Here is a 13,294-nt window from a genome sequence, read left to right as displayed (position 1 = left end):
GATGACGTCTGTCGTCGGCGATCGGCTGCGTCTCGTGGTCAGGGTCCTGGGCAGCCTCGTGGCCGACGAGGTGGGACAGGCGACCCGGCTGCGGAGGCGTACGAAGCGGGACATGCGGTCCCCGGCGGAGGGCCTCGACGGCTCCGCCGGGTCCGCGGCCGAGGCCACCGCCGGGGCGGAGCAGCGCCGCGCCAAGGCGGTACGACATGCCCTGGAGAGCCTCGGCCCCTTCTACGTGAAACTCGGCCAGGTCCTCTCCACCCGGCCCGACATGGTCCCCCAGTCCATCCGCGACGAACTGCAGAACCTGCACGACGAGGTCGACGTCCAGCCGTTCTCTGAGTTCGAGCCGGTACTGGCCCGGGACCTCGGGCCGAACTGGAAGCTGCGCTTCGACGACATCGAGACCGTCGCCCCGCTGGGGGCGGCGTCCCTCGCCCAGGTCTACCGCGTGACGCTGCCCGGCGGGCGCGCGGCCGTGGTGAAGATCCAGCGACCCGGCATCCGCGAGGGCGTACTCGCGGACATGGCCCTGATGCGCCGGGCGTCGAAGATCGTGGCCCGTGTCGCGCCCCGGTTCAACGAGGTCATCGACATCGAGGCGATGCTCGGCTCGGTCTTCGACGCCATGGAGCCGGAGCTGGACTTCACCGGCGAGGCCCGCAACATGGACGAGGCCCGTGACCACGTCCGCCCGTTCCGCTCCCTGGAGGTGCCCCGGGTCCTGCACGCCAGCCCCCGGGTCCTGGTCCAGTCGCTGGCCGACGGGAAGTCGGTGCGGCACGTCGACCCCGCCCACTTCACGGACGACGAGCGCGTGGAGATCGGCAAGGACCTGCTGCGGTTCATGTACCACGGGTATTTCGTCCATCGCTTCTTCCACGCCGACCCGCACGCCGGCAACGTCTTCGCCGCTCCCGGCGGACCCGCGACGCTGATCGACTGGGGCATGGTCGGCCGCCTGGACCGCAGGACCAGTCTTCAGCTGCTGCCGCTGTTCATGGCCATGGCGCAGAACGACGGGGCCGGGCTGGCGCAGCACTGGGCGGAGATGGGCCGGCTGACGCCGTGGGCCAACATGCCCGCGTTCGCCGCCGACATGGCCGCGTTCGTGCCCACGGTCTCCCATCTCTCACTGGAGGACATGAACTTCGGCGTCGCGCTCACGACGGTGCTGGCCAAGGCGACCAAACGCGGAATCGGTTCGCCGCCGGCCGTCTCGCTGCTGGGCAAGTCCTTCGCGAACCTCGACGGTTCGGTGCGGTGCCTGGCTCCCGAGATCACACTGCCCGAGGTGTTCCAGGCGGAGGTGCCGAAGATCCTTTTCGCACTGGGCCGCGATTTCCTCGGCCGCAACCAGTTCGCCCGGAACTCCATGGAGCTTCTGCTGGCCGCCGTCACCAGCCCCGAACAGGTCCGGGGCGTCCTCTCCGACGTGGCCAACCGTCAGTTCGCACTGAACATCCACGAGCCGCGCACCCCCGCCGCGATGGGCGGCCAGCGGCCCACCCGCCCCTCCGGAAGCCTGCTCGCGCTGGGTGCCGCGGCCTTCCTGCTGGGCCGTCGCCGCTCCGGATGATCCGGGGCCGCCCAGCCGCCCCTGCCCCACCTCAAGGAGATCCCATGCCGGAAACCACACGTCCGCAGTCACCGTTCGCGCCGCCCGCCGCGACCCCGCACGGCATTCCCCGCGCGGCGCTCTGGACGGCCGCCGCACACGCGGCGGAGAACCTCCGGCCCGCGCCGATCGTCCGCGACCCGTGGGCCGCCGACTTCCTCCACGCGGCCGGGTTCGACGGGGGCCCGCCCGGAGACGGACCGCTGCAGCGCCTGCTGCCCGACTATCAGGTGGTCCGCACCCGCTTCTTCGACGACTACGTTCTCACCGCGGCCCGTTCGGGCTGCCGCCAGGTGGTGCTGCTCGGCGCCGGTCTTGACACCCGTGCCTTCCGGCTCGACTGGCCGACCGGGGTGCACGTCTTCGAGGTGGAGGACGCGGCCGTACTGGCCTTCAAGGAACGGGTACTGGACTTGAGCCGGCTCTCCTGCGGACGCCGCACCGTCGTCGAAGCCGACGGTGCGGCACCCTGGCAGGAGGAACTCGGGGCGGCGGGATTCGATCCCGGCAGGCCCACCGCATGGCTCTGGGAGGCACCCCTGTATTTCCTCCGGCCCCCGGAGGTGGCGGCCGTCGTCACCGCGATGACCGAACTCTCCGCCCCCGGCAGCATGTTCGGCGCCGAGTGCGTGAACTCCGCGACCATGTCCTCCTCGTTCGTCGCGCCCTTCATGGACGCCCTGGCGACGATCGGACTGGCCTGGAACTGGCAGATCGCCGATCCGGAGCGCTGGTGGGCCGAGCACGGCTGGGACGCGGCGGCCGCCGACCTGTACACGCTGCCGTACGCGGTAGAGCGCCTGACCCCGTATCTGCCGCTGATCGGCACGGCCGCCGCGGACAGCGTCTTCCTCACCACCGGAACGCTGCGCCGCACGCCCTGACCCGGCATCATGCGCAGGCCCCGGACGCACCGTCCGGGGCCTGCGCATGATGCCGTGGCGGCTACGGCCGCTCAAGCTCCAGCAGCGCCGCGAGCCACAGGTCGGGGAGTTCGTCCGCGGTCGCCAGGGCCTCGTCGTGGACGACGGTCAGGCACGCGGTGTCGTGCTGGCTCGTCAGCGTCGTCACACACCGGATGCCTGAGGCGACACCGGCGAAGACGGCCGCGCGACGGGCCGCAATCCCCTGGTGGACCAGGGCGGTGCCGAAGTTCACGCTGCTCACCGGGCCGGCCACGAACGCCCCGCGGACCAGTCGGGTGCCGACGGTGGCACCGAGCGACCGCGGGGCGGCGGACAGCAGCAGGCGCATGGCGTCGCGCCGCCGGCTCTCCCGCAGCCGGCCCGTGCGGGCGACGACCCGGGCCAGGGTCCGCTGGGGCGACTCCTCCTCGCAGGGCAGCAGGAGCCGGGCGGTGACCATGCGGTTGCCCGGGGCGAACTCCTCCCCCGGGGCCCGTACCGACATCGGGATCGACACGGGCAGCGGCGGATGGGCCGAGCCGGTGTCCTTCAGGTACCAGGTGCGGACGGCGTGGGACAGGGCCGCGAGATAGACGTCCGTGACCGTGCCGCCGTGGGCGCGGGCAATGGCGCGCAGCCGGGGCAGCGGGGTGTCGGCGTGGCAGACGTCGACGCGGCCCGTGAATGCTCCGTCGAACGCCGGTTTCGGGGTGGGCGCGCGGAAGGCGGACACCACCTCGCCCAGAGCGTCCGCGAGGCCCTGTGCGGTGGGCCGGGCGGGACGCTGCGGGGCCGGTCCGCCCTCGGGGTGGTCGCCGAGGAGGGCGCGGGCGGTGTAGGCGGCGCCCATGCCGTCCTGGAAGGTGTGGTCGGTCCGGTAGACCAGGGTGTGCCGGTCCGCCGGGCCGTGGACCAGCCATACGTCCCAGGGGGGCCGGTCGTCCGTGTTCATCGGCCGGGACAGCATCAGGCGGCTGGTCGCCGACCCGTCGGTGTCCTCGGGCAGCCACGCCTCGTGCACGTGCCGGTCCACCGCGATCCGGTCCACTCGCCGGAATTTCCCGCGGTCCCGTGCGATGCGGTAGCGCAACGTCGGGACGCGGTGGACGCGTTCGGCGACCCGCGCGCGTACGGAGTCCAGGGTGGGGGCCCGGCCTTCGAACCCGAACGTGAACGCGAGGGGCACCGGGTCGCCGCCCGTCGCCAGGTGGAAGGCGACGTCTACGGTTCCCATGGGCAGGGCCGACGGCAGGCGGCCGTCCGTACCGAAGTCGGGTCGCATGGTGGGACCTCCTGGTCGGGTTCTGGGGGTCTGTGGGGCTGCGAGGCCGGGGGGTTGCGGAGCTGGAGTCCGCGGTCTGCGGAGCCGGGGTACGGATGCGGGCCGCGTCCGCCGTCAGCATGTATGCCGAGCGATTCGCCCCAGTGTGTCCACGTACGCCCGCAGCAGGGGCCCCGCGGGTCCGCGGGCCGGCAGGCGCGGGGCCCGGGAACGGTGCCACGGAAGCGGTTCGCCTGGTTCCGGCTCGCCCAGCAGGGCCGCGGCCACGTGCGCGCCGTGCGCCACGGACAGGGCGAGTCCGTGCCCGCAGCAGCCGCCGATGTACCAGACGTCCTCGAAGCCCGGCACCGGCCCCACCACCGGCAGGTCGTCGCCGGTCATGCCGATGCGGCCGGACCAGCGGTGGGTGACCCGTACCCGGGCGAGGTCCGGATGCAGGGACCGCAGCCACTTCTCCAGCCAGGTCCAGGCACGCTCCCTGACGGCCTGGAGACGGGGAGCGCCGATACCCGCCGGAACCGCGGCGGTACCGCCGCCCGCCACCAGGCCCCGGTCCGGGAGCAGCCGGAAGTACGGCGCCATCGGGACGGCGTCGACGACGGAGTGCCCGGCGCGTCCGCCCAGGGCCTCGTAGGCCGGGGCGCTCAGCGGTTCGGTCGCGACGGCGTACACCTCGAGCGGCAGGACGGTGCCCACCGGCAGGTCCAGTGCCTGCGCGGCCGAGTTGACGGCCAGCACCGCCTGACCGGCGTAGAGCCTGCCGTGCGGCAGGACCAGCTCGGGGCCGACCAGATCGCCGGGGCGCAGGGCCAGCAGCGGGCTGCGGCCGTAGAATCGCACGCCTTTGTCGGCGCAGGCCCGGGCGAGGGCGCAGGTCAGGGCTGCCGGGTCGAGGGTCGCGGCGGGGCGGTGCAGGAGCGCCGCCCGGTAGGGCACGCCGACCCGGTCGCGGATGCCGGCCGGGGTGAGGACGGGGACGTCCAGTCCGAGTTCGCGGCAGGCGCGGGCCTGGCGGGCGAGTGCCGCCAGGCCCGCGGACGACCGGGTGGCCACCAGCTGCTCGCCGGGCCGCAGCCCGCAGGGCACGTCGAGCCGGGCGCACAGGGCGAGGACGTCCCGCACCGCCCGTTCACTGGCCCGGTGCATCCTGCGCGCCGTCTGCGGGCCGAAGCGGCGCACCGCGCGGTCGACCGCGGGGCCGGCCCGGGGGCCCAGCAGACCGGTGCCCCGGCCGCTGGCGCCGGCGGCCGGGTGCTCGGCGTCCACCACCGCGATGTCGAGCCCGGGGGCACGCTCCGCCAGGTGGTAGGCGCAGGACAGCCCGGCCAGCCCGGCCCCGACGACGGCCACGTCCGCGGTGACCACCCCGTGCAACTGGGGCTGCGCCGGCAGTTCCGCGGGGTCCCAGTACGGCGTTCCGGCCGGCGGCCTGATCATCCGGCGGCGTCCGGCACCGGCTCGGTCAGCGCACCGAACCGGCGGTCGTGCCACAGCAGCGGGCGTCCGCCGCCCACGTGCACGGCGGCGACCCGGCCGACGACGAGGTGGTGGTCGCCGTAGCGGCGTACGTCCTCGGTCAGGCACACCGACCAGGCGAGCGCGCCGGCCAGCACCGGGACGCCCAGCACCTGCCGGGTTTCGGTGCCGGCGAACCGCTCCGCCGCGGTCGTGGTGGGGGACGCGAACCGGCCCGCGAGCTCCTGCTGTTCCTCGCGCAGCAGGTGCACGGCGAAGACCCGGCGGGCGCGGACGGCGGCGAAGGTGCGGGAGCCGTCGCGCAGACAGGCGAGCAGCAGCGGCGGACGGGCGGACAGCGAGGTGACGGCGGACACCGTCATGCCCAGCGGGCCGTCCTCGCCACGGGCGGTCACGACGGTCACGCCGGCGGCCAGCTTGGCGTACAGGCCGAGACAGCGGGCGGCGCCGGGCCCCGGTTCCTCGTGCAGCGCTTCCTCGCCCAGCTGGTCGGCGGCCGGCGGCGGGGCGCCCGCGACGGCCGCCCGGTCAGTCACCAGCCGCAGCCGCGCGCTCATCGGTCACCTCCGCGCCCGCGAGGCCCCGCAGCACGCGGGCGACGTTGGTCCGCAGGGTCGACTCGGCCACCGGGTCGAGGATCTCGGCCATGGACGGGATGCCGAGGTCGAAGGCCGCGGTGTAGACGATGAGCGTGCCGCCGTCCCTCGCTTCGCAGCGCCAGCTCCCCTCGAAGGCCTGGAAGTCGCCGCTGACCTGTTCGAAGGCGATGGAGTACGTCTCAGGCGAGTAGGTGTCGCGTTCCCGCCACCGCATCAGGCCGCCCCGGAACTCGACGGTCCAGTCCGAGACCGTGGAGCCGTCGGGCAGCGCAGGCTCGACGCGCACCTCGCGGAAGGTGTCGCTGTGCTCGGGATAACGGCGGAAGTCGCTGATGCGGGCGTAGACGTCGGCGGGTGCCAGTCCGTCGACGAAGGCGTGCAGGACCACGTGGCGCATGGTTCGTTCGGTTCCTTCCCGGAGGGTTTTCGGACGCTGGTGTCCGGAGCTGGTGGCTGGCGCCGGCGCCAGGAGCCGGTGTCAGCCGGTCATACGGTCGGCCGTGCCGCGCAGGGCCGCGCCGAGGGTGGTGAGGAACAGGTCGAGCGCGGAGTCGTCGACCACGGCCGGCGGGGTCAGCCGCAGCACCCGGGTGGAGTTGAGGGAGTTGTTGACGAGCACACCGCGGGAGATCAGTTCCAGCAGCAGTTCGCCGACCGCCTGTTCCTCGGCGAACTCGATGCCGATCAGCAGGCCCCGGCCGCGCACTTCGCGGACCAGTCCGCCCTGGTACGGCGCGCACACGTCCCGTACGCCGGTGAGGATGCGCGGGCCGAGCGCGGCGGCCCGGGCCACGGTGTCCTCCTCCTCCATGGCCCGTACGGTGGCGAGGGCGGCGGCGCAGGCGATCGGCGAGGCTCCGAAGGTGGAGGTGTGCAGGTAGGGGTCGCGGCTGAAGGGGGCGTAGGCGTCCGCGGTGGCGACCATCGCGGCGACCGGTACGACACCGCCGCTGAGTCCCTTGCCGACGAGCAGCACGTCCGGACGCACGCCCTCGGCGTCGACGCCCCACCAGGTGCCGAGCCGTCCCATGCCGGTCTGGATCTCGTCGACGACCAGCATGGCGCCGTACGCCTGGCACAGCGCCCGCACCTGCCCGAGGTAGCCGGGGCGGGGGATGCGTACGCCGCCCTCGCCCTGGACGGGTTCGACGATGACGCAGGCCCGGTCGCGGCGGGCGGCCAGCGCCTGTTCGAGGTCGGCCGGGTCGTCGTAGGCCACCTGGGTGACGTCCGGGAGCAGGGGCTGGAAGGGCGTCTGGTACGTGGCGTTGGCGGTGACGCTCAGCGCGCCGAGTGTCTTACCGTGGAAACCGCTGCGGGTGGTGATCACCGAGGTGAGTCCGTGGGCGCGGGCCAGTTTCAGGGCCGCCTCGGTGGCCTCGGTGCCGGAGTTGACGAAGTGTACGTAGTCGAGGCCGGGCGGGGTGTGGGCGGCCAGGGCCTGGGCGGCCCGGGCGGCGACGGGTTCGAGGAGGACGCGGCTGGCCAGCGGGTGGGTGTCGATCTGCCGGTGCACCGCTTCGACGACGGCCGGGTGGCGGTGGCCCATGATGAAGACGCCGTAGCCGCCGAAGTCCAGGAAGCGGCGGCCGTCGTCGGTGTGGATCCAGGTCCCCTCGGAGCGGACCTCGGCCATGCCGCCCATGACTCGGCCCATCACGGCGCGGCCGGAGCCGATGTGCTTGAGGTAGAGGTCCACGACGTCGGGCCGGTCGGTCGGCGCGGCGGTTCCGGCGGGCGGGGTGAAGGACTCGGTGGACGGGGGTGACATGGTCATGACGCCACCTCCATGGGGGCGGTCGTGGCGGATCGGTTCCGGCTGAGCAGCCCGGCCCTGTCCCCGGCCCAGCGCTCGGCGTTGCGCACGAGCGCGGCCCGGATGTCGGCCCGGGTCAGGCGGGTGCCGCAGTCGGGTGCCCCGAGGGAGGTGTCGAACGGCAGCTCCCGCTGGAACACCAGCAGCAGCTCCGCGTAGTACTCCAGCCGCCGCCGCAGGGACGCGGGCAGCGAGGTGCCCTCCAGCATGGGCAGGAGCAGCCGGTGCACGGCATCGACGGGGATGAGCCGGGGCCGCTGGGGCCGGGGCAGGCCGTGGCGTACGGCGACGTCCGCGCAGACGTCGGCGAACTCCCGCAGCTCGATGGCCTCCTTGCCGGCCGTCAGCCAGTACTCACCGTCGGCCACACCGCCCCGGACCAGGTCGCCGATGGCCCGCGAGACGTAGTCCTGGGGCACCATGTCGATCCGGGTCTCGGGGGTTCCGGGCAGCACCGGGGCCTGCCCCAGGAGCATCGAGCCGATCGTCCTGGTCAGCCCCTGCTGACCGGCGATCCGCCCGCTGACGGAGTCACCCATGACGACCGAGGGCCGGACGATGGCGCCGGGCACGCCCGCCTCGCGTGTCAGCTGTTCGGCCCTGGCCTTGGAGTCGAGGTAGGCGGCCGCACCCGGGAAGCGCCGACGGTCCTCCTCGGTGAGGGGGTTGGCCACGAACGCGGTACTCACCAGGTACAGCGGGGCGTCGGCCCGGGCCGCCAGGTCGAGCATGGTGTCGGCACCGCGCAGATTGGTGCGCGTGATGTCCTCGGGCGGGGTACGCCAGTTGGTCTCGGCGGCGCAGTGCAGCACCGCGTCCACCTCGAGGGCCAGTTCGTGCCAGGCCAGCGGGCTCAGGCCGAGCCGGGGAGCGACCAGGTCGCCCTGCAGCTCACGCACCCGCGGATCGCGCAACGGTGTGCTGCGGCGCAGGCACAGCAGGTCGAAGTCGGGTGCCAGCTCGTCGATCAGGGCACGTCCGAGCACTCCGGAACCGCCGGTGAGCAGCAGGGAGGGGCGGTCGCGCCGTCCCGTACGGCCGACGGGCAGGAGGGCGAGACGCTGGTTGTCTGACGGCATGGGGAATGTGTTCTCCCAACGGGTCTCGGCCCACCGATGGACGGTGGGGGCGCGGTCAGGCGATGGCGAGCGGCCGGTCGGCCAGGTACGCGGAGAGCGGGGCGGTCATCCGGGAGCGCGACGGCGGGTGCAGGGACAGTCCGTTGGCGCAGGCGGCCAGATGACCCACCTCGTCGGACGTCATGAAGTTGAGGCCGCCGAGGAGTTCGACCGCGCGCGGGACGACTCGGGCGATGGCGTCCTGGACCCCGTAGCGCACGTACAACGCCTGGGCGAGCGCCGATTCGTCGAGGTCACCGGCGTCGATACGCCGGGCGACGCCCTCGGCGGTGGCCATGGCGGCCTCGGTCTCGACGAAGAGGCGTACGCGCTCGTGCTCGGGGATGCGGTCGTTCAGCAGCACCCGCTCCACCAGCGCGCTCGCGGCGCCGAGGTAGCTGCCCGTCATCAGCGTCTGGAACCAGATCAGACCGGCCGTCTGCAGTTCGTCGAGCTGTTCGCCGGAGGTCGTCCCGGTGCGCAGCAGGAGTTCCGGCGGTACGAGGACGTCGGTGAGCGTGACCTGTTCGCTCTCGGCCCCGGCGAGGAAGGCGCTGGACCAGAAGCCGCTGACGCTCATCCCCTCGCTCTCCGCGGGCACGACGGCTACGGCGAGTTCGTCGCCCTGCCCGTCCTCGCGCGGGATCAGCACGCTGGCGGTGAGCACGTCCATGGAGTGGGCCAGGCTGCACGGCCGCTTGACGCCGTTGATCCGGATGCCGTCCGCGGTCACCGTGGCGGTCATAGACGGGTCGAGGATGCCCGCGCCGCTGCGGCCCTCGGCGAAACCGGAGGCGATCACGCGGTTGGACGAGGCCACGCCCTCGATCAGCAGCCACTCCAGACCGTCGCCGAGGCCGCCGATGGCGACCAGGGTGGCCATGGAGAAGTGGTGCATGGTGGTGGCCACGGCCAGGGACGGCGAGCGGCTGCCGATGGCCCGCTGCACCCGCAGGGCGTCGAGCGCGGTGGCGCCCCGGCCCTGGTGGGCCTCGGGGACGAGCAGACCCGGACCACCGCTGTCCCGGAAGTGCCGGATGCCCGGGCTGCCCGGCCGCTCCAGTTCCATCAGCGGGGCCTCGCGCAGGGCGGGGTCCAGTTCGGGCAGCAGCTTCGCGAGGGTGGCGCGTTCACGCTCTAGGAATCTCATGGGCGTGCGGTCCTCCAGGATGGGATGAATACGGAATCGGCGCGGCACCCGCGCGGCCGTGGACGAGGTGGCTCACAGGGCGTTGGTGGCGCGCAGCAACTGCCAGACCGCGCCGGGGCGGGGCCTGCCGCGGAAGGCGATGTACTCCGGCAGCACCACGTGCGGGGCCCACTTCTGCTTGTACTCGAGCTGGGAGGCCGCCGGGTAGATCACCTCGCCGCGCTCGGCCAGGAAACGGGCGAGCCGGGTGAACATACGGCTGGCGCCGGGCAGTTCGTGCTCCGGGTCGAGCCCGGTGAACGGGGTGAAGCCGAAGTGCAGCCAGCCCGCTCCTTCGGCGGTCAGCCGTTCCATGACGGTGGCGTTGAGCGCCTCCATCACGCCGGGCGGAGCGTCGGGGCGGCGCCGGCTGAGGTCGTGCAGCCAGCCGGAGCGGCTGCCGTAGACCGGCGAGTAGTTGATGTAGCCGGCCGTCTCGCCGCCGATCCGCCCGACGAACAGACGGCGGTGCCGCTGCAGGCTCCCGTTGCGCTGGCCGACCAGGAAGCGCAGCTCCTTGACGTGCCGGCCCTTGTCCCGCAGCCAGCACTGGTCGATCCGGTCCAGTTCGGCGCAGTCGTCGCCGGCCATGACCTCGGCGACTTCCAGGCCCGCCCGCCGGGCGCGCGAGATCTTGTTCCGCAGCCGGACGAAGCGTGAGCCGCGCAGCGTGAAACGGCTGAGGTCGACCGCGTACGACGCCCCGAGCTGGTTGACCGTGAAGCCGTGCGCCGCGTACAGCTCGGCGTCCGCCCGCTGCAGTTGTACGGCGACCAGACGGCGGCCGGCGTGGGCGGCGAACGCGTTCAGCAGGCGTGCACGGTGTTCCGGCGCGGTGAACGGGCCGCCGAATTGCAGTACGTAGCGGCCCGAGGTGCGGTAGGCGCAGGTGCCGTCGAAGCCGTCGTCGTGGAAGTACTCGTTCCCGCTGTTGAGGGCGAGAAAGGAACTGGGGTTGTCGCTGTGTGCGGCGAGTGTGTCAAGTACGGACGGCATCGGCGTCCTCCACGGAGGGCCGCGTGGCGGCGCTTTCACCGGAATCCACCGCCGAGTGATACCGCTGCTCGAACCTGCGGAACTCCGGAGTGGTTTCCGGCTCGAAGGCGACACCGAAGGGTTTGAGGGAGTTCCCGAAGAGGGCCCGGTCGATCATGAGGTGGATCGGAAGGGCGAGCAGGGCCCATTCCGGCCGGACGAACAGCGCCCACGCCCCGGCCAGGACACCCGCTGTGACCAGGCTGTGCATGGTGTTGTAGGCCACGTAGAAGCCGCGTGGAACGTGTCCGTCCGGGCTGCGCCGGAAGGCGATCGCGCCGGGCAGGTAGCCGACGACGTCGATCACCGCGAACAGCAGCACGAAGACGGCCCAGCGGATTTCCGTGAGGTGCTGGAATGCGAGCACGAGCGATACGGTGAGAAAGCCCAGCCATTCGAGTCTGGAGAGTGCGAAGGTGGTCTTCGTCTCGAAACGGTTCTTGGCGTCCACGGGCGCTCCTGGATTGCGCGTACGATTCCGGGGCGTGGCCTCGGCCTGCCCCCTCGCTGTGGTCTGTCACTCCTGTTTACGCACCAGCGGGCCCAACCCCTCGTAAAGTGGAGATGGTTGAGAAGACGTGGTGCTGACGTGATGTTCGGGGGACTTCTTTCATGACGCGGTCGACCGGTCCGGGCGGCCCTCCTGGCGGCCCTCCGGACTCCGCCGCCGGCAGCGCGGCCTGGGAGTTGCTGCTGCCCGCCGCCTCGGCACCGGCACGCGCGCGTGGCCGCGCCTTGCAAGAGGCCCTGCGCGACGCGGTTCGCTCGGGCCGGCTCACGCCGGGCACCCGCCTCCCGTCCAGCCGCGACCTGGCGGCCGACCTCAAGGTGTCGCGGGGACTGGTGACGGAGGCGTACGAGCAGCTGACGGCCGAGGGCTACCTGCGCAGCGGGCGGGGCGCGGGGACGTGGGTGGGGGACGCCGTACGGGCCGCCCGTCCGCGTACGCGTGATCTCGCCCCGCGCTCCCCCGCCGATCACGTCGACTTCGTGCCGGGGACACCGGATCTGTCGCTCTTCCCGCGCTCGGCGTGGGCCGCCGCGCAGCGGAGCGTGCTGGCGGAGCTGCCGCACGAGGGCCTCGGCTACCCCGACCCGCGCGGGCTGCCCCGGCTGCGGACCGCGCTGGCCGAGCTGCTCGCGCGGCGCCGGGGCGTGGTGGCGGACCCGGAACGGATCATGGTGGTCTCCGGCGTGGCACAGGCCACCTCGCTGCTGGCGGGCGTGCTCCACGCGCGCGGGACGCGCACCGCCGGTGTCGAGGACCCCGGCAGCCCTCAGCACCACGCCCTGTATGCCACGGCGGGCCTCGGCACCGTGCCCCTCCCCCTTGACGACGAGGGCCTCGCCACGGGCCCGCTGTACGCGTCGGGTGTCCGGCTCGTGGTGACGACACCGGCCCACCAGTTCCCCACCGGGATCGCCTACTCGGCGCGGCGGCGCGCCGAACTGCTCGACTGGGCACGGTCCGTGGACGGCCTCGTCCTGGAGGACGACTACGACGGCGACTTCCGCTACGACCGTGCCCCCGTGGGCGCGCTCCAGGGGCTCGATCCGGAACGCGTCGCCTATACGGGATCGGTCAGCAAGTCCCTCGCCCCGGGGCTGCGGCTGGGCTGGCTGCTGGTGCCCGACTGGCTGGCGGACGACGTCGTCGAGCGCAAGCGCACCACCGACCTCGGGCACCCGGCCCTCGACCAGGCGGTCTTCTCCCGTTTCGTCGAGCATGGCGACTACGACCGCAGGCTCCGGGTCTGCCAGCGCGCCTACCGGGAGCGCCGCGACGCCCTGGTGGCCGCGCTGGCCGAGCACTTCCCCGGCTCACGGGTCACCGGCATCGCCGCCGGCCTGCACGCCATCGCCACGCTTCCGGAGCGGTACGGGCCCGAGGAGGGGTTCCTCGCGCGCGTGACGGAGGCGGGCGTCGCGGTGCGCCCGCTGACGGCGTACGCGCACGGCGGTGCCGGCCGTGGACCGGTGGGCGACGGTCCGGTGGGCGACCGGCCGGTGAGCGACGGTCCGGCGGGCGACGGTCCGGTAGCGGGGAAAGAGGTGCGGCTGGTGCTGGGGTACGCGCATCTGACACCGGCACGGATCCGGGCAGGGGTGGCGAGGATGGCACGGGCCGTGTGACGCGGCACCCGCCGCGGGCGGGCGACGGATTGCCCGGGGCCTCAGGACCCCGGGACCCCCGGGGCGTCGTCCGGGTTGTTCACCCGCAATTTCCGTGGGCGCCGCGCGGTGCCAGTAGGTCTG

The 13,294-nt window shown here is 73.2% G+C and carries 12 protein-coding genes; 3 read left to right on the top strand and 9 right to left on the bottom strand.

All coding sequences use genetic code 11. The features are described from left to right. The first annotated feature begins 1 nt into the window (after position 1). Together K7854_RS14775 and K7854_RS14770 are read left to right on the top strand one after the other, a co-directional pair. Complete coding sequence (locus tag K7854_RS14775) at positions 2 to 1,579, top strand: ABC1 kinase family protein (RefSeq protein WP_226026943.1); 1,578 nt, start codon at positions 2 to 4, stop codon at positions 1,577 to 1,579. A gap of 44 nt (positions 1,580 to 1,623) precedes the next feature. Further along, positions 1,624 to 2,502 carry an SAM-dependent methyltransferase gene (locus K7854_RS14770; protein ID WP_226026942.1) on the top strand — a complete coding sequence of 293 codons (879 nt, stop codon included), beginning with the start codon at positions 1,624 to 1,626 and terminating at the stop codon, positions 2,500 to 2,502. 61 nt (positions 2,503 to 2,563) lie between these two features. On the opposite strand, the gene K7854_RS14765 is transcribed toward K7854_RS14770, so the two are convergent. From K7854_RS14765 to K7854_RS14725, 9 genes are all read right to left on the bottom strand, one after another. Beyond that, on the bottom strand, positions 2,564 to 3,805 hold the full coding sequence (locus tag K7854_RS14765; RefSeq protein WP_226026941.1) for a wax ester/triacylglycerol synthase domain-containing protein: 1,242 nt from the start codon (positions 3,803 to 3,805) through the stop codon (positions 2,564 to 2,566). 114 nt (positions 3,806 to 3,919) lie between these two features. Then, on the bottom strand, positions 3,920 to 5,242 hold the full coding sequence (locus K7854_RS14760) for an NAD(P)/FAD-dependent oxidoreductase (protein ID WP_226026940.1): 1,323 nt from the start codon (positions 5,240 to 5,242) through the stop codon (positions 3,920 to 3,922). Further along, complete coding sequence (locus K7854_RS14755; RefSeq protein ID WP_226026939.1) at positions 5,239 to 5,838, bottom strand: flavin reductase family protein; 600 nt, start codon at positions 5,836 to 5,838, stop codon at positions 5,239 to 5,241. The genes K7854_RS14760 and K7854_RS14755 overlap by 4 nt, the downstream gene beginning before the upstream one ends. Further along, on the bottom strand, positions 5,810 to 6,277 hold the full coding sequence (locus K7854_RS14750; protein ID WP_226026938.1) for an aromatase/cyclase: 468 nt from the start codon (positions 6,275 to 6,277) through the stop codon (positions 5,810 to 5,812). The genes K7854_RS14755 and K7854_RS14750 overlap by 29 nt, the downstream gene beginning before the upstream one ends. A gap of 81 nt (positions 6,278 to 6,358) precedes the next feature. Continuing rightward, positions 6,359 to 7,657, bottom strand: coding sequence for an aspartate aminotransferase family protein (locus K7854_RS14745; protein WP_372481034.1), 1,299 nt, complete (start codon positions 7,655 to 7,657; stop codon positions 6,359 to 6,361). After that, positions 7,654 to 8,775, bottom strand: a complete 1,122-nt coding sequence (locus K7854_RS14740; RefSeq protein ID WP_226026937.1) for an SDR family oxidoreductase — start codon at positions 8,773 to 8,775, stop codon at positions 7,654 to 7,656. The genes K7854_RS14745 and K7854_RS14740 overlap by 4 nt, the downstream gene beginning before the upstream one ends. Before the next feature lie 55 nt (positions 8,776 to 8,830). Next, a complete protein-coding gene (locus K7854_RS14735) occupies positions 8,831 to 9,964 on the bottom strand; it encodes an acyl-CoA dehydrogenase family protein (RefSeq protein ID WP_226026936.1) in 1,134 nt (377 codons plus the stop codon). A gap of 72 nt (positions 9,965 to 10,036) precedes the next feature. Next, on the bottom strand, positions 10,037 to 10,999 hold the full coding sequence (locus K7854_RS14730; RefSeq protein WP_226026935.1) for a bifunctional lysylphosphatidylglycerol flippase/synthetase MprF: 963 nt from the start codon (positions 10,997 to 10,999) through the stop codon (positions 10,037 to 10,039). Further along, the gene (locus tag K7854_RS14725) at positions 10,983 to 11,489 is read right to left on the bottom strand and encodes a hypothetical protein (RefSeq protein WP_226026934.1); all 507 of its coding nucleotides are present in this window, start codon (positions 11,487 to 11,489) and stop codon (positions 10,983 to 10,985) included. The genes K7854_RS14730 and K7854_RS14725 overlap by 17 nt, the downstream gene beginning before the upstream one ends. A 161-nt stretch (positions 11,490 to 11,650) precedes the next feature. On the opposite strand from K7854_RS14725, the gene pdxR reads away from it, so the two are divergent. Then, the gene (gene pdxR, locus K7854_RS14720) at positions 11,651 to 13,171 is read left to right on the top strand and encodes a MocR-like pyridoxine biosynthesis transcription factor PdxR (RefSeq protein ID WP_226026933.1); all 1,521 of its coding nucleotides are present in this window, start codon (positions 11,651 to 11,653) and stop codon (positions 13,169 to 13,171) included. The last annotated feature ends 123 nt before the right edge of the window (positions 13,172 to 13,294 follow it).

It is taken from the genome of Streptomyces hyderabadensis (assembly GCF_020404845.1).
In the GTDB taxonomy this organism is placed as follows: Bacteria; Actinomycetota; Actinomycetes; order Streptomycetales; family Streptomycetaceae; genus Streptomyces; species Streptomyces hyderabadensis.
The sequence above is the reverse complement of the archived record's forward strand: the minus strand, read 5'-3'. Positions and strand labels throughout refer to the sequence as shown.

Coding starts and splice junctions, on each gene's coding strand:
- K7854_RS14740 (WP_226026937.1), bottom strand. CDS start 8,775: ATGCCGTCAGACAACCAGCGTCTCGCCCTCCTGCCCGTCGGCCGTACG.
- K7854_RS14770 (WP_226026942.1), top strand. CDS start 1,624: ATGCCGGAAACCACACGTCCGCAGTCACCGTTCGCGCCGCCCGCCGCG.
- K7854_RS14745 (WP_372481034.1), bottom strand. CDS start 7,657: ATGACCATGTCACCCCCGTCCACCGAGTCCTTCACCCCGCCCGCCGGA.
- K7854_RS14755 (WP_226026939.1), bottom strand. CDS start 5,838: ATGAGCGCGCGGCTGCGGCTGGTGACTGACCGGGCGGCCGTCGCGGGC.
- K7854_RS14765 (WP_226026941.1), bottom strand. CDS start 3,805: ATGCGACCCGACTTCGGTACGGACGGCCGCCTGCCGTCGGCCCTGCCC.
- K7854_RS14730 (WP_226026935.1), bottom strand. CDS start 10,999: ATGCCGTCCGTACTTGACACACTCGCCGCACACAGCGACAACCCCAGT.
- K7854_RS14735 (WP_226026936.1), bottom strand. CDS start 9,964: ATGAGATTCCTAGAGCGTGAACGCGCCACCCTCGCGAAGCTGCTGCCC.
- K7854_RS14760 (WP_226026940.1), bottom strand. CDS start 5,242: ATGATCAGGCCGCCGGCCGGAACGCCGTACTGGGACCCCGCGGAACTG.
- K7854_RS14750 (WP_226026938.1), bottom strand. CDS start 6,277: ATGCGCCACGTGGTCCTGCACGCCTTCGTCGACGGACTGGCACCCGCC.
- pdxR (WP_226026933.1), top strand. CDS start 11,651: ATGACGCGGTCGACCGGTCCGGGCGGCCCTCCTGGCGGCCCTCCGGAC.
- K7854_RS14775 (WP_226026943.1), top strand. CDS start 2: ATGACGTCTGTCGTCGGCGATCGGCTGCGTCTCGTGGTCAGGGTCCTG.